Annotated in this window: 22 protein-coding genes; 3 read left to right on the plus strand and 19 right to left on the minus strand. The window is 64.1% G+C overall.

What is annotated here, in order from left to right; translation table 11 throughout:
- Positions 1-132: 132 nt before the first annotated feature.
- The gene (locus ACIPHN_RS11950; RefSeq protein WP_400436349.1) at positions 133-681 is read right to left on the minus strand and encodes a PAS domain-containing protein; all 549 of its coding nucleotides are present in this window, start codon (positions 679-681) and stop codon (positions 133-135) included.
- Positions 682-1,056: 375 nt separating this feature from the next.
- Between ACIPHN_RS11950 and ACIPHN_RS11955 the strand changes: the two genes are divergently transcribed.
- On the plus strand, positions 1,057-2,688 hold the full coding sequence (locus ACIPHN_RS11955; RefSeq protein ID WP_400436351.1) for an EAL domain-containing protein: 1,632 nt from the start codon (positions 1,057-1,059) through the stop codon (positions 2,686-2,688).
- 13 nt (positions 2,689-2,701) lie between these two features.
- Here the strand turns inward: ACIPHN_RS11955 and ACIPHN_RS11960 are convergent, their stop codons facing one another.
- The 11 genes from ACIPHN_RS11960 to ACIPHN_RS12010 form a co-directional block, all read right to left on the minus strand.
- Positions 2,702-3,112: a bacteriohemerythrin gene (locus ACIPHN_RS11960; RefSeq protein WP_400436353.1), complete on the minus strand. Its 411-nt coding sequence runs from the start codon at positions 3,110-3,112 to the stop codon at positions 2,702-2,704.
- A 279-nt stretch (positions 3,113-3,391) separates the two neighbouring features.
- Positions 3,392-4,354: a chemotaxis protein gene (locus ACIPHN_RS11965; RefSeq protein WP_400436355.1), complete on the minus strand. Its 963-nt coding sequence runs from the start codon at positions 4,352-4,354 to the stop codon at positions 3,392-3,394.
- 15 nt (positions 4,355-4,369) lie between these two features.
- Positions 4,370-6,100 carry a methyl-accepting chemotaxis protein gene (locus ACIPHN_RS11970; RefSeq protein ID WP_400436357.1) on the minus strand — a complete coding sequence of 577 codons (1,731 nt, stop codon included), beginning with the start codon at positions 6,098-6,100 and terminating at the stop codon, positions 4,370-4,372.
- 127 nt (positions 6,101-6,227) lie between these two features.
- Positions 6,228-8,357: an ATP-binding protein gene (locus tag ACIPHN_RS11975; protein WP_400436359.1), complete on the minus strand. Its 2,130-nt coding sequence runs from the start codon at positions 8,355-8,357 to the stop codon at positions 6,228-6,230.
- A 109-nt stretch (positions 8,358-8,466) separates the two neighbouring features.
- Complete coding sequence (locus ACIPHN_RS11980; RefSeq protein ID WP_400436361.1) at positions 8,467-8,841, minus strand: Hpt domain-containing protein; 375 nt, start codon at positions 8,839-8,841, stop codon at positions 8,467-8,469.
- A 33-nt stretch (positions 8,842-8,874) separates the two neighbouring features.
- On the minus strand, positions 8,875-10,545 hold the full coding sequence (locus ACIPHN_RS11985) for an ATP-binding protein (protein ID WP_400436363.1): 1,671 nt from the start codon (positions 10,543-10,545) through the stop codon (positions 8,875-8,877).
- Positions 10,546-10,571: 26 nt separating this feature from the next.
- Complete coding sequence (locus tag ACIPHN_RS11990) at positions 10,572-11,207, minus strand: response regulator (protein WP_400436365.1); 636 nt, start codon at positions 11,205-11,207, stop codon at positions 10,572-10,574.
- A 237-nt stretch (positions 11,208-11,444) separates the two neighbouring features.
- Positions 11,445-12,986, minus strand: coding sequence for a cryptochrome/photolyase family protein (locus ACIPHN_RS11995; protein ID WP_400436367.1), 1,542 nt, complete (start codon positions 12,984-12,986; stop codon positions 11,445-11,447).
- A gap of 16 nt (positions 12,987-13,002) precedes the next feature.
- Complete coding sequence (locus tag ACIPHN_RS12000) at positions 13,003-14,253, minus strand: MFS transporter (protein WP_400436369.1); 1,251 nt, start codon at positions 14,251-14,253, stop codon at positions 13,003-13,005.
- Positions 14,250-14,813: a chalcone isomerase family protein gene (locus tag ACIPHN_RS12005; RefSeq protein ID WP_400436371.1), complete on the minus strand. Its 564-nt coding sequence runs from the start codon at positions 14,811-14,813 to the stop codon at positions 14,250-14,252. Before ACIPHN_RS12005 ends, ACIPHN_RS12000 begins: the two co-directional genes overlap by 4 nt.
- Before the next feature lie 97 nt (positions 14,814-14,910).
- Positions 14,911-15,828: a LysR family transcriptional regulator gene (locus tag ACIPHN_RS12010; protein WP_400436372.1), complete on the minus strand. Its 918-nt coding sequence runs from the start codon at positions 15,826-15,828 to the stop codon at positions 14,911-14,913.
- 139 nt (positions 15,829-15,967) lie between these two features.
- On the opposite strand from ACIPHN_RS12010, the gene ACIPHN_RS12015 reads away from it, so the two are divergent.
- Entirely contained in the window at positions 15,968-16,834 is an 867-nt protein-coding gene (locus ACIPHN_RS12015) for an intradiol ring-cleavage dioxygenase (RefSeq protein ID WP_400436374.1), read from the plus strand.
- A gap of 9 nt (positions 16,835-16,843) precedes the next feature.
- Positions 16,844-17,914 carry a maleylacetate reductase gene (locus tag ACIPHN_RS12020; protein WP_400436376.1) on the plus strand — a complete coding sequence of 357 codons (1,071 nt, stop codon included), beginning with the start codon at positions 16,844-16,846 and terminating at the stop codon, positions 17,912-17,914.
- Positions 17,915-17,980: 66 nt separating this feature from the next.
- Here the strand turns inward: ACIPHN_RS12020 and ACIPHN_RS12025 are convergent, their stop codons facing one another.
- From ACIPHN_RS12025 to ACIPHN_RS12055, 7 genes are all read right to left on the minus strand, one after another.
- Positions 17,981-18,751 (minus strand): hypothetical protein, encoded by a 771-nt coding sequence (locus tag ACIPHN_RS12025; RefSeq protein WP_400436377.1) that lies wholly within the window; start codon positions 18,749-18,751, stop codon positions 17,981-17,983.
- A 58-nt stretch (positions 18,752-18,809) separates the two neighbouring features.
- A complete protein-coding gene (locus ACIPHN_RS12030) occupies positions 18,810-19,469 on the minus strand; it encodes a 4'-phosphopantetheinyl transferase family protein (protein WP_400436379.1) in 660 nt (219 codons plus the stop codon).
- Between the two features lie 11 nt (positions 19,470-19,480).
- Positions 19,481-19,930 carry an excinuclease ATPase subunit gene (locus ACIPHN_RS12035; protein WP_400436381.1) on the minus strand — a complete coding sequence of 150 codons (450 nt, stop codon included), beginning with the start codon at positions 19,928-19,930 and terminating at the stop codon, positions 19,481-19,483.
- A gap of 61 nt (positions 19,931-19,991) precedes the next feature.
- A complete protein-coding gene (locus tag ACIPHN_RS12040) occupies positions 19,992-21,236 on the minus strand; it encodes a beta-ketoacyl-ACP synthase (protein ID WP_400436383.1) in 1,245 nt (414 codons plus the stop codon).
- On the minus strand, positions 21,233-21,970 hold the full coding sequence (fabG, locus tag ACIPHN_RS12045) for a 3-oxoacyl-ACP reductase FabG (RefSeq protein WP_400436384.1): 738 nt from the start codon (positions 21,968-21,970) through the stop codon (positions 21,233-21,235). Before fabG ends, ACIPHN_RS12040 begins: the two co-directional genes overlap by 4 nt.
- The gene (locus tag ACIPHN_RS12050) at positions 21,967-22,440 is read right to left on the minus strand and encodes a 3-hydroxylacyl-ACP dehydratase (protein WP_400436386.1); all 474 of its coding nucleotides are present in this window, start codon (positions 22,438-22,440) and stop codon (positions 21,967-21,969) included. Before ACIPHN_RS12050 ends, fabG begins: the two co-directional genes overlap by 4 nt.
- Positions 22,441-23,637, minus strand: a complete 1,197-nt coding sequence (locus ACIPHN_RS12055) for a beta-ketoacyl-[acyl-carrier-protein] synthase family protein (protein WP_400436388.1) — start codon at positions 23,635-23,637, stop codon at positions 22,441-22,443.
- Between the last annotated feature and the right edge of the window lie 14 nt (positions 23,638-23,651).

Below are 23,651 nucleotides of genomic sequence, written 5' to 3' on the forward strand. Positions count from 1 at the left end.
TTTGCTTGGATTTGCGTGCCCCAGCGCGAACAGGCGCATTGCGCCATTGATTTCACCAGAACGCTGTCCAGCGGGCCATCAGGAAAATCCCGGGCGTGGCTGGCCAGGTCGGCCCGGGGCCATGTTCCATCCCTACCCGGGCTGTCCTGCAGGTACCGCCCGCATCATGCTTCGTGCCATGTCCGCCGCTGCCCGTGCCACCAGCAGGATCGCTGCCGGCATGCTCCTGCGCAGGGGATCTGCCTTCCCGCGTTGGGCGGAGATGCGGGCGTATTCCTTTTCGAGCTTGCAGTAGGCCTTGTCGGCAGCGTCGATGTCAGCGCGCGAAGCCCATGTGCATACCGCCATGTAGCCGCTGCAGACGCCACGTTCCCAGGTAGGCGTGACGTTGGTCCGGACCCAGTAGAAGTCGCCGTTCTTGCAGCGGTTCTTGACCAGGCCGCTCCAGGGCAGGCCACTCCTGAGCGTATTCCACATGTCGCCGAAGACCACTTCAGGCATGTCCGGGTGGCGCACGATGTTTTGCGGTGCGCCCAGCAACTCTTGCTCGGTGAAACCGCTGATGGCGACGAAGGCCGGGTTCACGTAGGTGATGCAGCCCTTGATGTCGGTCTGGCAGACGATCGACGCGTAGGCATCGATTTCACGTTCTTGTTGGGTGATGGGGAGATTCAGACGCATGGCCAGCTCCTGCTGCATTGATTGATGGAATCATTAAACCATGAAATCGTTAAAATCACTAAAAAATAATTAATAAATCGAATAAATAACAAATTTGTGGTGCGATTCCAACTGGATTGTTTTCGCGTCAAGTGGGCGTGGTGTGCTGAGGATGCTTTATTTGTCCTTGATTTGTAAGGGTAATTTATCCGTCTTCGGTGGTTTTTGAGATGATTCTCATGGGCTGCGAGGGGAAGTTTCCGTAAGTTTAAAATGATTAAATTGCGTTATTTGGTTATCTGGGGTCTAATGAAACTCATCCATAGAAGAATGGATTTCGCTGCGATCCCGTCGCAGGGCCATTGGAAGAGGGGGAAACTCCGAGGGAGAGGCGCTTTGAGTCACAAGAACAAGGTAGTGGCCCTGGTGATCGTGGCTACGGTGATGGCGGCTATCGGGCCGGTGCTCGTCATGATGATGCTGTCGCGCCAGGCGGTGCTGCGTGCCGAGCACGAGCGCCTGGCGTTCCATGCCGGGAGCGTGATCGATCGCGCCGAACACACCTTCGCCGAGAGCCGTACGGCGCTCAAGGTCTTGTCTCCCCTGATGCTGCGCCCCTGCTCGCCGGAACACATCGAGCAGATGCGACTGATCATCGTCAGTTCTCGCATCATCGACGAGATGGGCTATTACGAATACGGGCAGCTCCGATGCACTGCCTGGGGACTGGTCCGTCCCGGACAGGCTCCCAGGCAGGCCCGGGCGGAATTCCTTTCCAGCGATGGCGTGGAAGTGGCGCTGGACCAGTCGTCCTTCGTCGCCGATGGTCCGCGCATGATGTCCATGCAATACGGCGCGCACAATGTGCTGGTCCATCCGGATCGGTTCATCGACATCGTTCCTGGTGACGGCGTGCATCTGGTACTGGCGCGTACCCGGGGCCACAGGATTGCAGAGTCTGGTGCGGTGTTGCCGGTGGAGGCGATTGCGCGCGCCAGTGCCAGTGCGCAGGATGTGGACGGCTATCTGGTCGAGACCGTCAGTCGCAATGGCTGGACCGCCCTGGCCATGAGCGACAACACCCGCATCCTGCGGGAGATGGAGCAGCAGCAGCGCTGGTTCCTGCCGGCCGGTGCGCTGGTGGGCCTGGTCATGGTGCTGCTGGTGCTGAAGGTCTCGCAGGCGCGCCTGTCGCCGCTGGCCGAGTTGCAGCTGGCGGTGAAGAAGAAGGAATTCATCGTCCACTACCAACCCATCATGGAGATCGCCAGCGGCCGCTGTATCGGCGCCGAGGCACTGGTGCGCTGGAAGCGTCCCGACGGCAGCGTGGTCCGGCCCGACCTGTTCATTCCCCTGGCCGAGGAAAGCGGCCTGATCCTGCCGCTGACCGACCAGGTGGTCGCCAGGGTGGTCAAGGAGATGCGCGCCTTGCTGTGTGCCGACCGCAACCTGCACATTGCCATCAACGTGGCACCGCAGGACATCAAGACTGGCCGCATCCTGGAGGTGGTCTCGCGCCACCTGGCCGGGTCCGGCATCCGTACCGAGCAGATCTGGATGGAGGCCACCGAGCGGGGATGCATGGATATCACTTCGGCCCGCCTGACACTGGCCCGCGCGCGCGAGATGGGGCATTCGATGGCACTGGACGATTTCGGCACCGGCTACTCCAACCTGCAATACCTGCAGGGCTTGCCCATGGACGCCCTCAAGATCGACAAGTCCTTCGTCAGTACCATCGGCACCGGAGCGGCCACCAGCGCCGTGATCGACCATATCATCGCCATGGCCAAGAGCCTGGAGCTGTATATCGTGGCCGAGGGCGTGGAAACGCCGGAGCAGGCCGCCTATCTCAGCAGCCACGGCGTCGATTTCGCCCAGGGCTGGCTGTTTGCCAAGCCCATGCCGGTGGATGAATTCATCGATTTCTATCGCGTCGCACTGGACTGCCATGGCGATGGCCCGCAGTTCGCCGCCGGCTTCCACTGGTATGTGGAGGCGGCTTCGGCCGTGGGCCTGGACGACTGAGCGGGGCCGCCTGTCAGCCGTTCGCTACCTGGGCTGGCACGGCATGCTGGCGCAGCGCCAGTGCCAGCTCCTGGTCCAGTCCTGACATGTGCCGGATCAGCATGGCCGGGATCATGCCCATGACGATATCGACCAGGGGCGCGTTGCCGTCTTCCAGATAGGGGCGCAGCCGGTGCAGCAGCGCCAGCAATTCGGCATGATCCTTGCGGTGGGCCTTGATGTTGGCGTAGCCGACCAGGTCCATGATCTGTTCTTCCTGGCGAAAGCCATCCTCGATTTCCGCCACCAGTGCCGCATAGGCACTGCCGAAACCTCCCTGCGGGACCAATACCAGAGCGGCAATGCCATCGAACACGCGGCGGTGTTCCTCGTCCATGTCGGTGAGCAGGGACGGGATGCGGGTCGTGAGATCTGCGTCGGCCATGGGCGGCCTCCTTGGGCTGCGGTTCGCCCGCGACGTGGGACGAGCACGGAGCTGTCCATGCTGCCGGAATGAAGGCGGTTGTGGTGCCATCCGGGAGAACGCTCGATTTGATTCTAGGAGCTTGGCCTCGAATAAATTTGAGATAGCTCAAGCCTGGCCGATTTGGTCAGCGTTGCAATGACGAACGCCGCCCGGAAGGGGCGGCGTTCTGGCGGCCGACGGGAGGTCGGCCGGGCGGGCTTGTAAAAAGCGCCGTTCCTGGCTCTGCAGTAGGTGCCGTCAGGGGGGCAGCACCTTGCGCAGCATTGCTGCCAGTTCAGGCGGTGAAAACTTTGCGACATAACCATTGGCGCCCACCGAACGCACATGGTCTTCGTTGGCCGAGCCGGTGAGCGAGGAGTGGATCACTACCGGTAACTGCTTGTATTGCTCCGAGGCCTTGATCTTGCGGGTCAGGGTGAAGCCATCCATCTCCGGCATCTCCAGGTCGGTCAGGACCATGGCGACCTTGTCGGTGAGCGGCTTGCGCTCCTGTTCGGCTGCGCGCGCGAGTTCCTGCAGTTTCTTCCAGGCCTGCAGGCCGTCGGTAGCCATGATGTAGGGCAGGTTCAGGTCTTGGAGACACTTCTCGATCAGGGCACGCGCCATGCGCGAATCATCGGCTGCCAGCACCACGGAACCCGGCTTGAGCTTGAGTTCGCTGGTCCCCGGCGGCGGCGACTGGATTTGTTCCTTCACCGGCGAGACCAGGTTGAGGATGTGTTCCACGTCCAGCACCTGCACCAGCCGACCACCGTCGATGGCGGAGTCGAGGCGGGCGATGCTGGTCACCAGGCTGCCCGGTGAATGCGCTTCGGCGGGCAGCACCTGACTCCAGTCCAGGCGCACGATCTCTTCTACCGATTCCACCGCGAAGGCCTGGGTGTGACGGGCAAACTCGGTGATGAGCAAGATGTTGAGGCCATGCCCGGCCTTGCATCCGGTCACCGCCGACAGATCCACTACCGACATCACCTGGCCACGGATATTGACCATGCCCATCATCGGCGAGCGCATGCCGGCGGCGGCAGTGATCTCCATCATCGGGACGATCTCGCGGATCTTGAACACGTTGATGCCATAGAGCTCGCCCGGTTTGTCGGTGGAGCCATCGGGGGTGCCCAGGCGGAACAGCAGCAGTTCGAACTTGTTGCTGGAGGTCAGGTTGGTCCGTTCGTCGATTTCTTTTTGGAAAGAGTCCATCGCATCCTCTACAGGTCAGAATTGTTCCCAGTCACCTTCGGCAGTACTGCCGGGAGCTGGTTTGGTCGGTGCAGCGGCGGGGCGGGCGATGGCCTTGGTACGTCCCTGCGTTACTGCCGGACGTGCTGGGGTCACATCGCGCGGCACCGGTGCTGCCTGCGTGAACGTCGTGGTCGGGGCCGGAGCCGGCATATGGCTGGCATCCAGGCGGAATACACCTACTGTCTGGCTCAGCCGCGATGCCTGTTCCTGCAGGGACTTGGCGGCAGCGGCGGCCTGTTCGACCAGGGCGGCGTTCTGCTGTGTATTCTCGTCCATGTGCGTCACGGCGTGATTGATTTGCTCGATACCCTGCTGTTGTTCGTGGCTGGCCGCGGTGATCTCGGCGACGATGTCGGAGACGCGCTTGACGCTGGCCACCACCTCGCTCATGGTCTGGCCGGCTTCGTTGACCAGCTTGCTGCCGATGTCGACCTTGTTCACCGAGTCATCGATGAGCGACTTGATCTCGTGGGCTGCCGATGCGCTGCGCTGGGCCAGGCTGCGTACTTCGGAGGCGACCACGGCGAAGCCGCGTCCCTGTTCGCCGGCACGGGCGGCTTCCACGGCGGCGTTCAAGGCCAGGATATTGGTCTGGAAGGCAATGCTGTCGATCACGCCGATGATGTCCACGATCTTGCGCGAGGAGTCATTGATGGCGCCCATCGTATCGACCACCTTGCCCACCACGCTGCCGCCGTTCTGGGCAATTTCAGAGGCCGTGACGGCCAGCTGGTTTGCCTGGCGGGCATTGTCGGCGTTCTGGCGCACGGTGGAAGTCAGTTCTTCCATGGCCGAGGCGGTTTCTTCCAGCGCGCCGGCTTGCTGTTCAGTGCGGGTGGACAGGTCCATGTTGCCGCTGGCGATCTCGGCCGAGGCGGTGGAGATGGTGTCGGTCCCCTGGCGCACTTCCCGCACGATGTTGAGCAGGTTGCCATTCATTTGCTTGAGGGCATCCAGCAATTGTCCGGTTTCGTCACGGGCGGCGCTGGGGATGTCGGCGCTGAGGTCGCCTTCGGCCACCCGGCGGGCGATGGCCACGGCATTGCCCAGGGGCCGCGCCACCAGGCGTGCCAGCCACCACGACAGGCCCATGGACAGGATCACGGAAGCAATGATCAGAGCGATGATGGTGTAGTGGGCCTGGTCATAGACGCGATCGGCATCGTTTTCGGAGACGTGCGCGCCCTTGCTGTTGACCTCGGACAATTCGCCGAGCTGTTCTTGCAGCTTGCGGTAGATCGGTGTGGAGGCGCTGTCCAGCAAGGCGTGGGCGTCATCCTTCTGGCCGGCGATGAACAGGGCCTTGTAGCGTTCGTGGAGCGACTTGTATTCGTTGATGCTGCGCAGAACTTCAGGAAAGAGTTCCTTCTCGCGCGGCTCCGACACCAGGGTGCCGTAGTGTTCGGTTTCCTTGCTCAGGATGGCGATCTGCTGGTCAGCACGGTCGCGGGCGGCGGCTTGTTCCTTCGGATCGGCAGTCAGCATCTGCTGCAGGTCGAAGCTGCGCGAGCGCGCCAGCGACAGGCTCATCCTGGAGAGGGTGCTGATGCTGGGCAGCCAGTTGCGTGCGATATCGGTGGCACTCTTGTTCACGCTGGCCAGCTGCACGGCCGAGAGGCCGCCCAGTGTGACCAGGAACACCAGAACAACGAGGAAGGCCGCGTTGAGTTTCTGGGCAATCTTGAGATTGTAGAACCATGTCATTTTTCAGACTCCTGATAGATGGCGCGATGTCTTCGATGCGCTCAGGAGTCATCATAGGGGGATGAAGCAAATAAATCAAATAAAACAATTTAAGCAGTTGTTTTATTTTCTTAGGGATTTTCCCTATTCACGCTTTTTTCAACCATTTTTCGACGGTACTCATCAGGCCGACCTGGGTGAAGGGTTTGCTGAGGTAATCGTCCATGCCGGCATCCAGGCAGCGCTGGCGATCGCCTTCGATGGCGCTGGCGGTCAGGGCGATGATGGGGATGCGCGGCAGGCCCTGCGCCTGCTCGTGGGTGCGGATTTCGGCAGTGGCCTGGTAGCCGTCCATGATGGGCATCATGCAGTCCATCAGGATCAGGTCGTAGCCGCCACTGCGGGCTGCCTGCACCGCCTGGGCGCCGTTTTCCACTTCCTGCAGGATGCAGCCCTTGCGGGCCAGCAGGATGCGCAGAAGCTGGCGGTTGATTTCGGTATCCTCGGCCACCAGGATGCGGGCGCCGGCCAGCGAGACGGCGGGCGCCTCCGGCGTCGCCACCGGTGTGGATGCCGCCGCGCCGGTAGCGGCCGGGGGGGCCGGCTGCTCCGGTGGCACCGTATCGGGCGCCTCCCGGCAAGGAACATCGAAGCTGAACTTGGTCGACTGCCCGGGGACGCTGCGGCAGGCGATGTGGCCGCCCATCAGTTCCACCAGGTTCTTGCTGATGGCCAGGCCCAGTCCGGTACCGCCGAAACGGCGGGCGATGGAGCTGTCGGCCTGGGTGAAGGGCTGGAACAGCTGATCCAGCGCCTCGGCCGAGATACCGATGCCGCTGTCGCTGATGGCGAAATACAGGCGCCAATGGTGGTCGTCGCTCTCGTCCTCGCGCACCGACATGCTCAGTCGCACATGACCGGCCTGGGTGAACTTGATGGCATTGCTCAGCAGGTTGCCCAGCACCTGCTTCAGGCGGGACGGGTCACCCAGCACCACCAGCGCCTCGTCGCAGTCGATGCGCACGTCGAATTCGACGTCCTTGTGCTGTATCGAGGGGCGGTAGAGTTCGCTGATTTCCCTGACCAGCCGGGCGGGATGGAAGGGCATCGTTTCCAGGTCCAGCTTGCCGGACTCGATCTTGGAGATATCCAGGATGTCGTTGATGATGCGTACCAGCCCCTCGGTGGCGCCATGAATGCTGTTGGCGTAGTGCTGCTGGCGGGTGGAGAGTCCCGACTCGATCAGCAGTTCGGACAGGCCCATGATGCCGTTCATGGGCGTGCGGATCTCATGGCTGACCATGGCCAGGAAGCGCGACTTGGCCTCGTTGGCCTGGTCGGCCGCGTCCTTGAGCTGCATGGCCAGCAGGGCATCCTGCTCGCGCCGCTGGACCTGGCGCAGGGTCAGGGCAAAGCCGCCGATGAGGCCCAGCAGGCTGATGCCGGCCACCGTCATGAGCGGGTACATCGATTCCAGCCAGTCCGAGAAATAGACCTCGTCGGTGACTGCCACCTCCAGGTAGAGCGGCGCACCGCGCACCGGTTGATGGATGCCCAGCCAGTGCGACTGCATGAAGAAATAGGGGGCATTCTCTTCCTTGCCGGCCGGACGCGGTGGGTGCAGTTCAGGCAAGGGCGGGATGTTGTGACGCTCTTTGTTGGGGTCCGACCACACCAGGACCGTGTCATCCTTGCGCGCCAGGAGGATGGAGAAGGGTTTTTCGTGATTGATGCTGCTGAAGAACTTGTCGAAGGAGGCCTGGCGCAGACCCACCACGACGATGGCCAGCAGGTTGCCATGCCTGTCGTTGATGCGGCGGGTCAGGAAGAAGGTCGGCTGGCCATTGGAGCGGGCGTTGATGGTCTTGCCCAGGAAATCCTCGGTCGACGGAGAATGGCGGTGGAAATGGTAGTAATCCCGATCGGACATGTCGATCTCGGGAATGGGGAAGGCACGCGAGATCACGATGACCTTGCCATCGGCGCCGCTGACGCCAACGCCGGCGACAAAGGGCAGGCCGCGTATCTGCTCGCGCAGGAGTTGCGAGAACTGCTCGGTGGCGATGCGCTGTCGCAGTTGCTCCTGGTCCTCTGCCCCTGTTTTTTCGATGTCGGCCTGCATGCTGTCCAGTACCAGATGGGCCGAGGACATCGTCTGGGCCGTGCTTTCGGACAGGGTGGCCGAGAGTACCGAGAGGTCATTGTGCCAGTCGTTCAGGCCGGCCCGGTACAGCAAGGCGCCGGCCGCCAGCACGGTCACCACGAGCAGAGTCAGCAAGAGCGCGCCTATGGTAACGGCGGACTTGCGGATACGTTGCGGCTGCAGCGGGGCAGGGGACGTTGTCGGGCTCATGGATGGTAATGCGGGTCGTGCAACGGCAATACGCTCAGGCCCTTCCGGCGGACTGTGCGACCTGCCGGATCTCTTCCAGCGCCTGTGCGAAAAGCGTTTGCAGCTGCCCCAGGTCAGCGGGGGCGGGCGTCTGTCCCTGGCGGCCCGCCTGTTCGGCATGCAGCAGCAATTGCGTCAGTACCCGGGCATTGAAGAGGGCACTCATGCCCTTGAGCGTGTGGCTCTCGTGGCGCACGGCATCGGCATTGCCGGCCTGGACGGCACGCTCCAGCCGCGTGAAGATATCCGGAGCACTGTCGATGAAGGTGCGAGCCAGCGAGGCGACCGTGCGGGCATCGCCGCCCACGGCATCCAGCAACTGGCTGGGATCGATATGGCGATACGCGTTCTGGTCCTGGCCCGGTTGCACGGCTCCCCCTTGTTTGCTTGGATTCGCGGCCTTTTACTTCGGCTCTTGCAGCGGTAGCGTGAAGCTGAACGTCGAGCCTTGGTGTTGCTTGGACTGTAACACGAGTTTCCCCCCCATGAGCAATACCAGCCGCTGGGCAATGGTCAAACCAAGACCGGCGCCATCCTTGGCGCGTTGCGGGCTGTCATCGACCTGGGCGAATTTTTCAAAGACATGATCGAGTTTCTCTTCGGCAATGCCGATGCCGGTGTCCTGGATGCGGATAGTCAACTCTTTGCTGCCCTCGCGTTCGACCTCGACCATGATGCGGCCCTGATCGGTATAGCGCACCGCATTGCCGATGAGGTTCTCCAACACGCGCTGGACCTTGCGCTCGTCGCACACCACGATCTGCGGTACGTCGTCGCTGATGCGGCAATCCAGTTGCAGGCCCTTGCCATGCGCGGCCGGGTAGTGGCGGGCAATGGACTGGCCGACCAGTTCGCGGATGTTTTCCGGCTCCAGGTGGACGGTCACGCGGCCGTCTTCCAGTTCGGTCACTTCCAGGATGGCATTGACCAGGTTCAGCAGGCGGTTGCCGCTGTCATGGATGGCCGTGGCATAGGGGGCCAGGGGCGATTCGCCCAGCTCTTCGCGCAGCGCGTCGGAATAACCCAGCACGCCATTCAAGGGGGTGCGGAATTCATGCGACATGTTGGAGAGGAAGCGCGACTTGGCCAGGTTGGCCTCCATGGCGGCACGCCGGCTCTTGACCAGCGAGCTGGCCAGCCAGAGCAGGGCGCCGTTGAAGACCAGCACCCCCAGGGTAATCAGGCTGGCCAGGATACAGGTACGGGTGCGCTCGCGATAATAGGGCGCCAGGCGTTCTTCCACGTCCATGCCCACGGTGGCATACAAGGGGTAGTGGGGCAGGTGCTGGAAGGCGTAGATCCGCACGCGACCATCGATGGCGCTGGTGGCCTCGACGATCCCTTGTTCCTCGCGCATGGCATGGGCATGGACCACGCCCTTGCTGACCGATTCGCCCATGGCATCGATGTCGCCGGTGCGGCGTACACGCGCCACGCCATCCTCGCCGACCAGCGTGATGACGCCATGGTGGCCGACATCGATCTGGTGGTAGAGACGGGTGAAGTATTGCGGATCCATCGACACCACCACCACGCCGCCGAAGGAGCCGTCGGGGCGGTTGATGCGGCGGGTCATCTGCAGCGACCATTTCTTGGAGACCCGTCCCAGGACGGGCTTGCTGACGAAGAGCTGGTCCTGGCCATCCTTCATCTGCACCTGGACATGTTCACGGTCCGACAGGTTGACCGGCGCGAAAGGCTGGCTGGAGAGCACCACATCGCCACGGCTGTCGACGATGGTAAAGAGGTTGTAGACATTGCGTGCCACCAGGCCATTCTCGATTTCGGTGGCCAGGTTGAGCGAGTTGCCAAGCTGCCCGTAGCGATAGCGCAGATAGAGGGCGGCCTGGTCGGCCGCTTCGATGGTGCGATAGGCATGTTCCAGGAACAGCCGCGACAGCGACTGGGCATCGCGCCTGGCATCGGCCAGGGTGTTCTCACGACTGGTCTGCAGCTCCTTGTAGACGCCTAGCCACAAGCCGCAGATCAGCAGCAGGGAAAACAGGCTCAGGGCAACGCGCAGGTCGATGCGCGTGAACCGGAGTGGCAAGGGTTGGTTTTTCCGGTCTTCCATGAAACACTCGGGCCTTTCCCAGTCTGTTATCGGCTCTCTCGCTCCCTGCGGGCGCAACACGCCCGCATGTAGCCGCGTAATTCGTCAAAGTTGACCGGTTTGGGGAAGAACACCACGCCGGCCGGAATCCCGCCTCGCTGCGCCATCTCGTCCTTGTCCAGGCTGCTGACGATGGCAATGCTCACATCCTGCAGCTGGGGATCGTTGAGGATGGTCTTGACGACCTCATAGCCATCCATGCCTTCCATCACGATATCGGCCAGCACCACATCGGGTTTGCTGCGCGCGATCTCCAGCAGCGCCTTGTAGCCATTGTCGCAATAGACCAGATCCAGCGGCAGTCCCCAGGATTCCAGGGCCGCCGCATAGAGCTCGCGCTGCAGGCGGTTGTCCTCGATCACCAGGACGGCGGTACGGCCATTGTTGGGCCGCGGCGCCGGACCGCTCCTGCCATGTTCACCCGCTTCGCCCGACGAGCCCGGTGTGGCCTTGTAGGCATGCACGGCCGTCAGCGGAATGCGCCGGTGTCCACCCTTGGTCTTCCAGGCTTCGATGATGCCGGCTTCGACCAGTTGCTGGACGGACGATACCGAGATGCCCAGGATGTGTGCGGCTTCCTGGGTGGTGCAGACCTCGGAGCTGGTTGTCTTTGCGGTTTTCATAAATCCATTATCGGTATTTTACACAAATAAATCAAATTCATTAGATAGAATTTAAATTCAATATAATTGTTTTTTGTTCAAACACAACAGTCATGCCTGATGGAAATCTTCTGCACTTTTATTATGCAGAGATTTTCGTGACTTCGTCAGTTTTTGCGTATTTTGCCTGTTTTTTCATCGAAGCGAGAAAACGATGAAAACTCACGGCCGCGACCGTGCCGCCGGATGGCCACGCTGTCAGAGCTGGTCAAGGCGGGAGCGCAGGTCAGCCGCACGGGTTTGCAGGCGGGCCAGGTCTTGCGCATCCATTTTTCCCAGCTGCTGGTAGACCATGCCCAGGCGGGGATTGTTGCCGAAGGTCGGCTGATTGCGCAGGAAGAAGTCCCAGTACAAGGCGTTGTAGGGGCAGGCGCGTTCACCGGTTTTCTGCTTCGGATCGTAGGCGCAGCCCTGGCAATAGTCGCTCATGCGGCCGATGTAGGCGGCGCTGCTGACATAGGGCTTGGTGGCGATGATGCCGCCATCGGCCCACTGGCTCATGCCCAGGGTATTGGGCAGTTCCACCCATTCGAAGGCATCGATATAGATGCCCAGGTACCAGTGGTGCAGCTCGCGCGGATCGAGTCCGGCCAGCAGGGCGAAGTTGCCGATCACCATCAGGCGCTGGATGTGGTGGGCGTGGGCGCTCTGCAGTGACTGCGTGATGCATTGCTGCAGGCAGCGCATGCGGGTCTGGCCGGTCCAGAACCAGGCCGGCAGCGGCAGCGTGTGCCCAAGCACGTTGCGCTCGTCGTAGCCCGGCATTTGCGACCAGTAGATGCCACGCACATATTCGCGCCAGCCGATGATCTGGCGCACGAATCCTTCCACCGCCGCCAGCGGCGCATCACCGTCTTGCCAGGCCCGCTCGGCACGTCGTACCACTTCCAGCGGGTGCAGCATCTTGAGGTTGAGGGCGAAGGAGAGCAGAGAATGGAACAGGCGCCGGGCCTGGCTACTCATGGCGTCTTCGTAGTCGCCAAACCAGGGCAGGGCGGTGGCGATGAATTGCTCCAGGTGCTGCAGGGCCTCTTCCCGGTCCAGCGGCCAGCGCAGCTGTGCCGCATCGGGTTCGCCGAAGGTGCGTACACCACAGGCCTGCACCATCTCCCACAGTGCGCCGTGGTCATGCGGGGCGCGCCAGTCCTGTGGTTCGGCCGGCTGGCCGGGCCAGCGCTTGCGATTGTCGTGGTCGAAGTTCCATTGCCCGCCGGCCGGCTTGCCTTGTGCGTCCAGCAGGATGTCGAAGCGCTGGCGCATCTGCCGGTAGAAGTGTTCCATCAGCCATTGCTTGCGCTGGCCGAACAGGTCCGGCAGCGCATGGCGGCTGGTCAGGAAATGTTCGCTGTCGCATACGGCTGTCTGCAGTGGATGCGCAGCGGCCCACTGGCTGAGGACCGCATCGACGCGCCATTCGTCGGGCGCCTGCCATTGCACGCACTGCGCCTGGTAGTGCTGCACCAGCGCGCTGAGGTTGTCGGCCAGCGTCTGGCGATTGCTGGGATCGTCCAGCCTGATGTAGCGCACCCGGTGGCCGGCCGCACGCAGCCGGGCGGCAAACTGGCGCATGGCGGCGAAGATGGCCAGTACCTTTTGCGCGTGATGCAGGACATAGTCGGTTTCGCAGCGCACCTCCATGAGCACATAGACCACCTGAGCATCGCAGCTGTCGAACCAGGAGTGCAGCGGGTTCAACTGGTCGCCCAGGATCAGGCGCAGGATGCGGGCAGTGGGATGCATGGGCAGATCTGTTGTGTCAGCGCAGCTCATGTCGACGCCGGGTGCGTCCCAGCATCAGGAAGGCCAGCAGTTTCAATCCGCAAGGCAGGATGGCATAGACCATCGGCAGGGCGCTGGTGGGGCCCTCACCGGGTTGGTAGCCGAGCGCCGCCAGCAGGGACAGGGCGACCCCGGCCAGGGCCAGCGCCAGCTTGCCCAGCATGGTGAAGACACCGAAGGCGGTGCTGATCGCATCGCCTTGCGGCAGCACCCGCGCCAGCAGCACCGGGGGCAGCAGGAGATCCGCACCCAGTGCCGCCCCGGTGACCAGGCATACCGCCAGGAAGGCCAGGCGGTCACCGGGACCCAGCAATGCCGCGCCGATGAAGCCGGCCACGGCCAGCAACATGGCACCGCGCCAGCAGGTCGCAGGGCCAAACCGGCGCGCCAGCGTGCTCCACAGCGGCAGCATCGATGCTGCCGCCGCGAAATAGGCTGCCAGGAACCATCCGGCCAGGTGGCGAGCCTGGAGCTGATCATCGATGAAGAACAGCGCCAGCGTGGCCGGGATCGCCGCCGACAGGGCATTGAGCAGGTAGGGCGGCAGCAGCGCGCGGAAGGCAGGATTGGTCCACAGCCGCTGCAGCGACTGACGCCAGGAGGCAATGGTCGCGGTCGACGGCGCCGGTAGCGGCTGGCGCAGCAGGCATCGCAACGCCAACGCCAGCAGCATCGCAAAGAGCAGGCCATACCACCACAAGCGTGACGACACCCGTGCCGGTTCGCCCGCGAGGATGCCCACCGGCACCACGCTGGCCACGATGACGCCGGCCAGTCCGGCACCCTCGCGCCAGGCCACCGCGCGCATGCCGCCCTCGGGCAGCCTCGCCCCCCAGGATAGGTAGGCAATGCCGAGCAGGCTGTGGCCACCGTAGGCCAGTACCAGCATCACGACCAGCCAGGCCATGGCGGCACCGGGCTGCGATGGCGGATGCCACAGGCCCATGAAGGCCAGCGCCAGCACCACGGCAGCAGCGCTCATCCAGGCCTTCTGGCGTGATGGCGTGCGGTCCAGCAGGTGACCGAAGAGGGGATCCTGCAGCATGTCCAGCAGGCGCGCTGCGAACAGGACCCAGCCCAGCGGCGCCAATGCCACGCCGACCTGGCTGGCATAGTAGGAAGGGATCTGCACGAATAGCGGCAAGGCCGCCATCGCCAGCGGCGCGCCCAGCATGCCATAGGCGGCATCCGGCCAGCGCCTGCGGGCCGGCCGGGGCGTCACGCTCAAGGCGCCTCCCCGAGCAGGCTGCGGCGCAGGCTGTCGTCGCGGCTGGGCTGGCCCAGCCAGATGTTGAAGAAGGCCCGCGCCAGCTCGGTATCGTCGATCTCGGCCAGCATGCGCTCGCGGTCATAGAGGCGCATGCCGCGCTGGGGCAGGTAGACGCCCACCAGCTCGTCGCCATCGGCCACATCGACAAAGGCGCGCAGCAGTTCGGACTTCCAGCGCGCCAGGGTGGGGGCGGGGATGAGGGTGGGGCTCATGCGCTGCATTTCCTCGATGGAGGTGGCGGCGAGCTTCTCACGCGTGACCCTGACCTGGTACTGCAGCTGCAGGGCGAAGGGCTGCCCGGTGTCCAGTGGCCGGCGCGGCGCCCACAGGGTGGCCTGGTAGATGCGAAAGCCCAGCCAGCGCATGGTGCCACTGCCAATCTCCTGGGCCTGGGGCAAGGCGTCGCGCCAGACCTCGGCGGCGCGCGTCGGCAGGCTGGCGGCCAGCGCCAGGCACAGCAGTACGAGATGGGGTCTGGCCCATCGGGCCGGACGCAGACGTGGGGATGGATTGCGCATGGCACATTGCTCCTGTCGCAGAGGCAGATACGATGGATGCTACCGATTGGTAATTGTAATTTACCGATCGGTATTTGTGCGCATCATGCCAGCCGTCTCAACGTGTCCACTTGCGTTCGTAGTCCATTTCCTCGAAGTGCCGCACCAGGAAATCGATGAACACCCTGACCCGCGCCGGCAAGTGCTTGCGGCCCTGGTAGGCGATGTTGATGGTCAGGCGCGGCAGGTCCCAGTCATCCAGCACCGGTACCAGGCGGCCGGCCACGACATCGTCGTAGATGATGTAGTTGGGCTGGATCAGGATGCCCAGGCCTTCCAGGGCGGCGGCGCGGATGATCTGGCCATCGTTGGATTGCATCAGGCTGTGGATGTCCAGCGCCTGTTGATGGCCATCGGGGCCGGTGAAGTGCAGGCGCCTGGGATCGTTGGCGTGGCTGTAGACCAGCAGGTCGTGGTCGGCCAGGTCCTCCAGCCGGGTCGGCACGCCGCGTGCGGCCAGGTAGCCGGGCGCGGCTGCCAGGATGCGTCGGGTCGCCGCCAGGCGGCGCACGGCGATGTTGGAGTCGGGTTCGAACTCGCGGGTGCGGATGGCGATGTCGATACCGCTGTCGAGCAGGTCCACGTAGCGGTTGGCCGCCACCAGGTCCAGCGTGATGTCGGGATAGAGCTTGTGGAAGCGCGGCAGGATGGGGCTGATATGCTTCATGCAGAAAGAGAGCGAGGAGGTCACCCGCAACATGCCGCCAGGCGCGACGCTGTTGGCGTTGACGATTTCCTCGGCTTCCTTCATCTGCGTGAGCGCCGCCTTGCAGTGGCGGTAGAACTCCTCGCCCATCTGGCTTAAGCCCAGGCGGCGCGTACTGCGCTCGACCAGGCGCGCGCCCAGGCGTTCTTCCAGCGCCGCCAGGCAACGGCTGGCAGCGGCATTGGACATGCCCAGCGCCTCGGCCGCGCGCGAGAGGCTGCCCAGCTCGGCGACCTGGACGAAGAGTTCGAATTGGTTCCAGCGATCCACCTGGGACGATCCTCCTGTAGCTAGCTTGTCGGGGATGGAAAACAGTTTTCCGCTTTCCGCATATATCTCTGCAACTATCGGAACTATATTACCGCTCAATGCAAAAATCAGAACGACCACCCGGCATCGCGAGGAGACCATGCTCAACCTGAACGAAGACACCATCACCCAGGCCGTCCTGGCACGCCATGCCGGCATGGCCGACGAACGCCTGCGGCAGATCATGACCAGCCTGGTGCAGCACCTGCACGCCTTCGCCCGCGAGGTCAAGCTGACCGAGGAGGAGTGGTTCGCCGGCATCCGCTTCCTGACCGAGACCGGCCAGATGTGTTCGGACAAGCGCCAGGAATTCATCCTGCTCTCCGACACCCTGGGCCTGTCCACCCTGGTCATGGCGCAGCAGAACCACAAGCCGGTCGGCTGTACCGAGGCCACCGTATTCGGTCCCTTCCATGTGGAGGGCTCACCGCAGCTGCCGCTGGGGGCCGATATCGCCAATGGCGCCCGGGGCGAGCCCTGCTTCGTGCGCGGGACCGTGCGCGGGCTGGATGGCCAGCCGCTGGCGCAGGCCCGGCTGGAGGTCTGGCAGGCCGACGAAGACGGTTTCTACGACGTGCAATATGCCGACCTGGACCATCACCGGGCGCGCGCCACGCTGTTGGCCGATGAGGCCGGGCGCTTCCACTTCCGCAGTATCCTGGCCAACTCCTACCCGATCCCGCATGACGGCCCGGTGGGCAAGATGCTGGAGACGCTGGGACGGCATCCATGGCGGCCGGCGCACCTGCACTTCCGCATCCAGGCCGAGGGATATGAAACGCTGATCACCCATGTCTTCCGCCGTGGCGATCCCTACCTGGCCTCGGATGCCGTCTTCGGCGTGCGCTCCACACTCATCGCCGACTGGTTGCATCATGAGGCGGGGACGGCGCCGGATGGCACGCATTGTGCGCAGCCGTTCTACACCCTGGAGTACGATTTCATCCTCAACCCCAAGCAAGGCTAGGACACCCGCATGCAAGCCTTCACCTACACCAGCACCGCCGCCCGCGTCATCTTCGGTCCGGGCAGCCTGCAACAGCTGGAGCAAGAAACCCGCTTGCTGGGCGCGCAGCGCGCGCTGGTCCTGTGCACGCCGGGACAGCGCGCCAGCGCCGAGCGGGTGGCCGCGTTGCTGGGCCCGCTTTGTGCCGGCATCTTCGACCAGGCCGTCATGCATGTGCCCATCGAAACGGCCCGGCAAGCCCGCGAGGTGGCGCGCCAGCTGGGGGCCGATTGCGCCATCGCCATCGGTGGCGGCTCCACCCTGGGCCTGGGCAAGGCCATTGCGCTGGAGTCCGAACTCCCGATCCTGGCCATCCCCACCACCTATGCCGGCAGCGAGATGACGCCCATCTATGGCATCACCGAGGCCGGCCTGAAGAAGACCGGACGGGATGCACGCGTCCTGCCCCGCACCGTCATCTATGACCCGGAGTTGAGCGCAGGCCTGCCACTGGCGCTGTCGGTGACCAGCGGCATTAATGCCATGGCGCACGCCGCCGAGGGGCTGTATGCGGCCGATGCCAATCCCATCATGTCGATGCTGGCCGAGGAGGGCATACGTGCCCTGGCCGAGGGTTTGCCGCGCATCGTGGCACGCAGCGATGACCCCGATGCGCGCAGTCACTGCCTCTACGGCGCCTGGCTGTGCGGCACCGTGCTGGGCAATGTGGGCATGTCGCTGCATCACAAGCTGTGTCACACGCTGGGGGGCAGCTACAACCTGCCGCATGCCCAGACGCATACGGTGATCCTGCCGCATGCGCTGGCCTACAATGCCGCGGCCGCACCCCAGGCGATGCAGCGCATTGCCCGCGCGCTGGGCGTGGAGGATGCCGCCCAGGGCGTCTACGACCTGGCGGCGCGCCTGCAGGCGCCGCTGTCCCTGCAGGCCCTGGGCATGCCCAGGGAGGCGCTGGAACGCTGTGCCGACATCGCCCTGCAGAATGCCTATGCCAATCCGCGTCCGCTGGAGCGAGCGGCCCTGCTGGCCCTGCTGCAAGATGCCTGGGAAGGCCGCAGGCCGCAGCGTGCAGTCCCATGAACGAACAAGCCTGCGCGAGGCAGGCTTGTCGTGGTGTCGCGGCGTTCACGCCGCACTGCTGGAACCTTAGTCCAGTTCAGGTCGCAGGTCATCCTGGAACTGTGCCACCTGCGCGCCGCGCACCGAGCAACCGATGCGGCTGCCAGGGAAGGCCGCGTCGCGCGAGGGCTCGATGACCAGGGTGCGCTCGCCCAACAGATCGGCCCGGGCGCGATAGTAATCAAAGCGGGTGGTGCGATGCCAGCCACCACGTTCGAAGATTTCCATACGCACGTAGTTGCCGCTGAGTTCACGGCTCATCCGCTTGAAGTTGGGGACCACCGCGCCCAGTGCCTGCGCCAGCTGCTCCGGGCTGGCCGGGCTGTAGAAGCCCCAGCTCATCTTTTGCAGGCCGCCGTTGATTTCCAGGCTTTCATCGTAGTAACCGGAAACGGTCTGGCCATAGGCACGCGCGCCGGCAGCCGCCTTGACGCTGTTGCCGCCTTGCGCGCGGCGGTCGGCGACGGTGATGGCCGCGACCTGCCCCTTCACCGTCACCGGGAAGAGCGCTTGCAGGTCAGGCGAGAATCGCTTGACGGTGACGCTCAGGCTGGCGTCGCATGCCGACAGCGCCTTGAGCACGTTCTCCAGCGGTGCGCGCTGGTCCACGACGGCGGCGTCCTGGACGTTGCCGCGCGCAGCGTTGCGGGCTTCATTGCGCTGCGCGACCTGCTGCGTCTTCAGTTCCAGTTGTTGCTGCTTGAGCTGCAGCCTGGCCATGCGCTCTTCCGGTGTCTTGCAGGCGGTGATGAGCAGTAGCGCGCCGGCGGCGAGCATCCAGTGACGTGGTGTAGACATGTTTTCCCCTTGATGTGCTTGTGCTTGTTTTAGCCCTGCTGGGCAGGGCGATTCTGGCTTAGCTTGACGACAATTTCAACAGATCGGCCAGTTCCAGCTGTTGATGGTGATGCTGTTGCGGTGCGACCGGACTACAGATGCAGAGATGGTACGCATCGCTGTGATGGTGATGAAGATGATGTGTGGTCGTCTCGTCGAGTCCGGCATTGCTGCAGTACTTGTACAAGGCTTCCTTGCCACACCATAGTTGGTAGAAGGCCTGTTCGGGCCATGTCTGGGCGGCCAGCCAGCTTCTTTCTCCGGTGGTGAAGGCCAGCTCGGCCAGGGCGGCGAGATCGCGCTGCGGTGCAGGCACTTCGATATCGACCCCGACCTGGCACAGCTTGCCCAGGGCGCAGGCAATCCAGCCCCGGCTATGCGAAATGCTGGCGGCCGGCAGCTGCACGCCGTCGGCAAGTCGTCCGCCGATGGCAACCAACGGCGATGCGCCGGGACGTTCCGTGACGGCAATGGCGTCCAGCGAGCAGCCGGTGGCGTGCATGAGCGCGTATCGCATCAACAGTCGGCCCAGCAGGAACTCGCGGGCGCGCTGCGGCTTGAGGAAGCGTTGCAGGCGTGCGCGCTCATGGGCCGACAGTACCGTGGAGAACCCGTCCGGCATGGTACTGCCGGCGACGAACGCGCGGCCATCCACGATCCAGGCAAGGGTCGATGGCACGCCGGCTGCCCTTACTGGTCGGCGATCTTGACGATGTCGCCCTTGAGCGCGACGCCGGCCATGGTGGCACCGGCATGGCACTCGAAGTCGGTGGTGCTGGCCAGCTCGTTCTTCTTGTAGTAGCTCACGATGTTGAGCACGGCATTGCCGCCCAGCTCCCTGGCCTTCTTGTGCAATTGCACCAGTGCCGACAGGTACACCCACTTGCAGGCTTCTTCATCGCTCTTGCCGACGGCATTGGTCTTCTGGTTGGCGATATCGGTGGAAATCTTTTCCAGCACGGCCGGATGCGATTGGCCGGCGAAATAGAACTTGACCGAGCCATCCAGGATGCCTTCCTTGTCCTTCATGCCCTTGGCCGAATCCAGCGGCAGCAGGAGTTTGGTGTCGCGTGCCTGGGCCGGCAGCATGGATGCGGACAACAGGGCAGCCAGCGAGAGTGCGAGGGAAATCTTCTTCATTGTTTTCCTTTTCCTTGTTGTGGAGAAGTAGGGCGTGGGCTCGGATCGGGACGATCGGCCTTCAGTTCCAGCGTTTGAAAATGAGCGAGGTGTTGATGCCGCCGAAGGCGAAGTTGTTGGACATGACGTATTCGCAATCGATGGCCCTGCCGGCGCCGGTGAGGTAATCCAGTTCGCCGCACTCGGGATCGGCTTGCTTGAGGTTGATGGTGGGCGAGAACCAGCCGTGGCGCATCATCTCGATGGAGAGCCAGGCTTCCAGCGCGCCGCAGGCACCCAGGGTATGGCCCATGTAGCTCTTGAGCGAGCTGATGGGGGTACGGGTGCCGAACACGCGGGCCGTGGCCTGGGTTTCGGCGATGTCGCCCTGGCGCGTGCCGGTGCCGTGGGCATTGATGTAGCCGATGGCGTCGGCTGGCAAGCCGGCATCCTGCAGTGCCATCTCGATGGCGACCTGCATGGTGGCGGCATTGGGATTGGTGACATGGGAGCCGTCGCTGTTGGTGCCGAAGCCGACCACCTCGGCATGGATGCGGGCGCCGCGCGCCAGGGCGTGGTCCAGGTCTTCCAGGATCAGGCTGCCGGCGCCTTCGCCCAGCACCAGTCCGTCGCGGTCCCGGTCGAACGGGCTGGGGGTGTCCAGTGGCGTGTCGTTGCGCACGCTGGTGGCGTAGAGCGTGTCGAAGACGGCCGCTTCGGTGGCACACAATTCCTCGGAACCGCCGGCCACCATGGCGACCTGGCGTGCGCTGCGGATGGCCTCGAAGGCATAGCCGATGCCCTGGCTGCCGGAGGTGCAGGCGCTGGAGGTGGTGATGATGCGCCCGGTGATGCCGAAGAACACACCCATGTTGACCGGCGCCGTGTGGGCCATCATCTTCAGGTAGGTATTGGCATTGATGTCGCGCGTGTTCTTTTCGGTGAACATCATGGCAAAGTCGGCAATCGCATTGGGCGTGCCGGCCGAGGAGCCATAGGCGATGCCCAGCTGGCCACTCTTGAGCAGGGGATCGTCCAGCAGCCCGGCATCGGCCAGCGCCCATTCGCTGGCGCGGGTGGCCATCAGGGCCACGCGGCCCATGCTGCGGGTGCTCTTGCGGTTGTAGCGTTCGGACAGCGAGAACTCGGCCGCCGGCGCGCCCAGCCGGGTGTGCAGGCCGACATAGTCATCCCAGTCGGGCATACGCTGCACCGCATTGCGCAAGGACTTCAGGTGGGCCAGGGCGCTCTCCCAGTCGCAACCGATCGGGCTGATGCCGGCCATGCCGGTGACCACGACCCGGCGCGGTGTCGTGTGTCGGCTCATGCCAGGCCTCCGTTGACCGAGATGACCTGGCGCGTGATATAGGCAGCGTCATCGGCCATCAGGAAGGCCACGGCAGCGGCCACTTCCTCAGGCTTGCCGGTGCGGCGTGCGGGGATCAGCTTGAGGATCTCTTCCAGCGGAGCGTCCTCGGTCATGTCGGTATCGATCAGGCCGGGGGCCACGCAGTTCACGGTGATGTCGCGCTTGGCCAGTTCCAGTGCCAGCGCCTTGGTCGCGCCGATGACACCGGCCTTGGCGGCGCTGTAGTTGACCTGGCCGCGATTGCCGATCAGGCCAGAGACCGAGGCCAGCGTCACGATGCGGCCCGGTGCGCGTCGGCGCACCATGGGCATGACCAGCGGATTGAGCACATTGTAGAAACCATCCAGGTTGGTGCGCAGCACGCTGTCCCAGTCTTCGCCCGGCATCGCGGGGAAGGCGTTGTCGCGGGTGATGCCGGCATTGCAGACCACGCCGTAGTAGCAGCCATGTGCTTGCACATCGTCCAGCAACACCTGTGCTGCGAGGTCGCGCTGGGCGATGTCGAATTGCAGGATGCGGACCTGGCGTCCCAGCGCCCCGATCTCGCCGGCCACCGCCTCGGCAGCGTCGCGCCGCTGGTGGCAGTGCAGTACGATGTCGTAGCCATCGCGCGCCAGGCGCAGTGCGATGGCGCGTCCTATGCCCCGGCTGGAGCCGGTGACGAAGATGGTCTTTTCCCCCGATGTTGTCATGCCATGCCTTCTTGTAGATAGTGTGATACGTCGTGCGGCTGGAATACCGACACGCTGGCTTGCGCCAATTCTTGTTGTGTTTGCAGGTCGGTGATGGCGCAGTCAAAGGAACCCAGTCCGTTCTCGGCCTGCAGCAGCAGCTTCACCGACACCCCCAGGCGCATGCCGGTGGCGAACTCCGGGAGCGCACAGGCATAGCGGCGCGATCCCAGCAGGAAGCCGATCTTCACTTCCTCTCCACGTTCGCGCGCATGATAGCCCGCCCATGCGGCGATGGCCTGGGCCATGTATTCGATACCCACCCAGGCGCCCACGCCGGTGCCGGAGTGGAACAGGCTGTCCGGTCGTATCTCGACCTCGGCCAGCAATTCTTCCGCAGAGACCTCCAGCACGCGATCGAGCAGGATCATCGGTGCTGCATGCGGCAGCAGGGTGTCGATGGCAGCGATGGCCGGTGTCCGGGTCTGCATTCAGGCTCCCGTGCGCGAGAACACCAGCGCCACGTTGCTGCCGCCAAAGGCAAAGGAATTCGATAGCACATGACGCGGCGCATGGCCCAGCGCCTGCCCCGGGGCAACCGTGTTCAACACCGGCAAGGCCGGATCGGCGGCGCCGTCCCACAGGTGGGGCGGCAGCAGGCCCGTGGCATTGTCATCCTGCATGGCCAGCCAGCACAGCCCGGCCTCGATGGCACTGGCGGCACCCAGGGTATGGCCGGTGAAGGGCTTGGTGGAGCTGACCGGGACCTGATGGCCGAACAGGGTGGCGATCACCTTGGCTTCCATCGCATCGTTCTGCTGGGTGGCCGTGCCGTGCAGGTTGATGTAGTCGATCTGCGCGGGGTCCAGCCCGGCGCGCTGCAGCGCCTTGAGGATGGCCCGTTGCGCGCCCTGGCCCTCGGGATCGGGGGCCGAGACATGGTGGGCATCGGACGACTCCCCCCAGCCGCTCAAGGCGACGCGTGCCGGTTCCCGGCTCATCAGGAACAGCGCGGCACCCTCGCCGATATTGATGCCGTTGCGATGCAGCGACAGCGGATTGCAGCGCTGCGCGCTGACCGATTCGAGCGCGGAGAAGCCGGCGATGGTGAAGTCGCACAAGCTGTCCACACCACCACAGATGACGGCGTCGCATACCCCCATGTTGAGCAGTCGTGCCGCGCTGGCCATGGCCTTGCCGCTGGAGGCGCAGGCCGTGGAGTGGACGTGGGCCGGGCCGCTGATGCCCAGTGTCAGGCGCAGGGCGGTGGCGGGCGAACCCAGCTCCTGCTGTCCATAGTGATAGCCCTCGGGGAAAGCCCCCAGGACGCCGTGTTGCCGGAATGCCTGCTCACCCTCGGCGATGCCGGAGGTACTGGTGCCCAGCACGACGGCCACCCGGTGTGCGCCATAGCGGGCGATGGCGGCATCGGCCTGCTCGCGGATCTGCGCCAGCGCCGCCAGCATCAGGCGGTTGTTGCGGCTGCGTTCGCGCAGCGGCAAATGGCTGTCGTCAGGCAGGGAACACGCTGCCGGGACCGCGCCCAGCGACAGGGCATGGCCCTGGGCATCGGTGCGCGTGGTGTCGGCGAGCACGCCGCTGTGGCCGGCAAACAGGCGCGCGCGGATGGCGTCGTGCGTGTTGCCGAGCGGGCAGATCATGGCGAGGGCGTTGAGGTAGAGGCTCATGCGATGCAGCGGTG

The organism is Herbaspirillum sp. NPDC087042, from assembly GCF_044745245.1.
Classification (GTDB): Bacteria; Pseudomonadota; Gammaproteobacteria; order Burkholderiales; family Burkholderiaceae_D; genus Herbaspirillum.

Excerpts from the sequence above, each read along its gene's own strand:
- ACIPHN_RS11950 (WP_400436349.1), bottom strand. The coding sequence starts at position 681 with ATGCGTCTGAATCTCCCCATCACCCAACAAGAACGTGAAATCGATGCC.
- ACIPHN_RS11960 (WP_400436353.1), bottom strand. The coding sequence starts at position 3,112 with ATGGCCGACGCAGATCTCACGACCCGCATCCCGTCCCTGCTCACCGAC.
- ACIPHN_RS11965 (WP_400436355.1), bottom strand. The coding sequence starts at position 4,354 with ATGGACTCTTTCCAAAAAGAAATCGACGAACGGACCAACCTGACCTCC.
- ACIPHN_RS11970 (WP_400436357.1), bottom strand. The coding sequence starts at position 6,100 with ATGACATGGTTCTACAATCTCAAGATTGCCCAGAAACTCAACGCGGCC.
- ACIPHN_RS11985 (WP_400436363.1), bottom strand. The coding sequence starts at position 10,545 with ATGGAAGACCGGAAAAACCAACCCTTGCCACTCCGGTTCACGCGCATC.
- ACIPHN_RS11990 (WP_400436365.1), bottom strand. The coding sequence starts at position 11,207 with ATGAAAACCGCAAAGACAACCAGCTCCGAGGTCTGCACCACCCAGGAA.
- ACIPHN_RS11995 (WP_400436367.1), bottom strand. The coding sequence starts at position 12,986 with ATGCATCCCACTGCCCGCATCCTGCGCCTGATCCTGGGCGACCAGTTG.
- ACIPHN_RS12005 (WP_400436371.1), bottom strand. The coding sequence starts at position 14,813 with ATGCGCAATCCATCCCCACGTCTGCGTCCGGCCCGATGGGCCAGACCC.
- ACIPHN_RS12015 (WP_400436374.1), top strand. The coding sequence starts at position 15,968 with ATGCTCAACCTGAACGAAGACACCATCACCCAGGCCGTCCTGGCACGC.
- ACIPHN_RS12020 (WP_400436376.1), top strand. The coding sequence starts at position 16,844 with ATGCAAGCCTTCACCTACACCAGCACCGCCGCCCGCGTCATCTTCGGT.
- ACIPHN_RS12025 (WP_400436377.1), bottom strand. The coding sequence starts at position 18,751 with ATGTCTACACCACGTCACTGGATGCTCGCCGCCGGCGCGCTACTGCTC.
- ACIPHN_RS12035 (WP_400436381.1), bottom strand. The coding sequence starts at position 19,930 with ATGAAGAAGATTTCCCTCGCACTCTCGCTGGCTGCCCTGTTGTCCGCA.
- ACIPHN_RS12040 (WP_400436383.1), bottom strand. The coding sequence starts at position 21,236 with ATGAGCCGACACACGACACCGCGCCGGGTCGTGGTCACCGGCATGGCC.
- fabG (WP_400436384.1), bottom strand. The coding sequence starts at position 21,970 with ATGACAACATCGGGGGAAAAGACCATCTTCGTCACCGGCTCCAGCCGG.
- ACIPHN_RS12050 (WP_400436386.1), bottom strand. The coding sequence starts at position 22,440 with ATGCAGACCCGGACACCGGCCATCGCTGCCATCGACACCCTGCTGCCG.
- ACIPHN_RS12055 (WP_400436388.1), bottom strand. The coding sequence starts at position 23,637 with ATGAGCCTCTACCTCAACGCCCTCGCCATGATCTGCCCGCTCGGCAAC.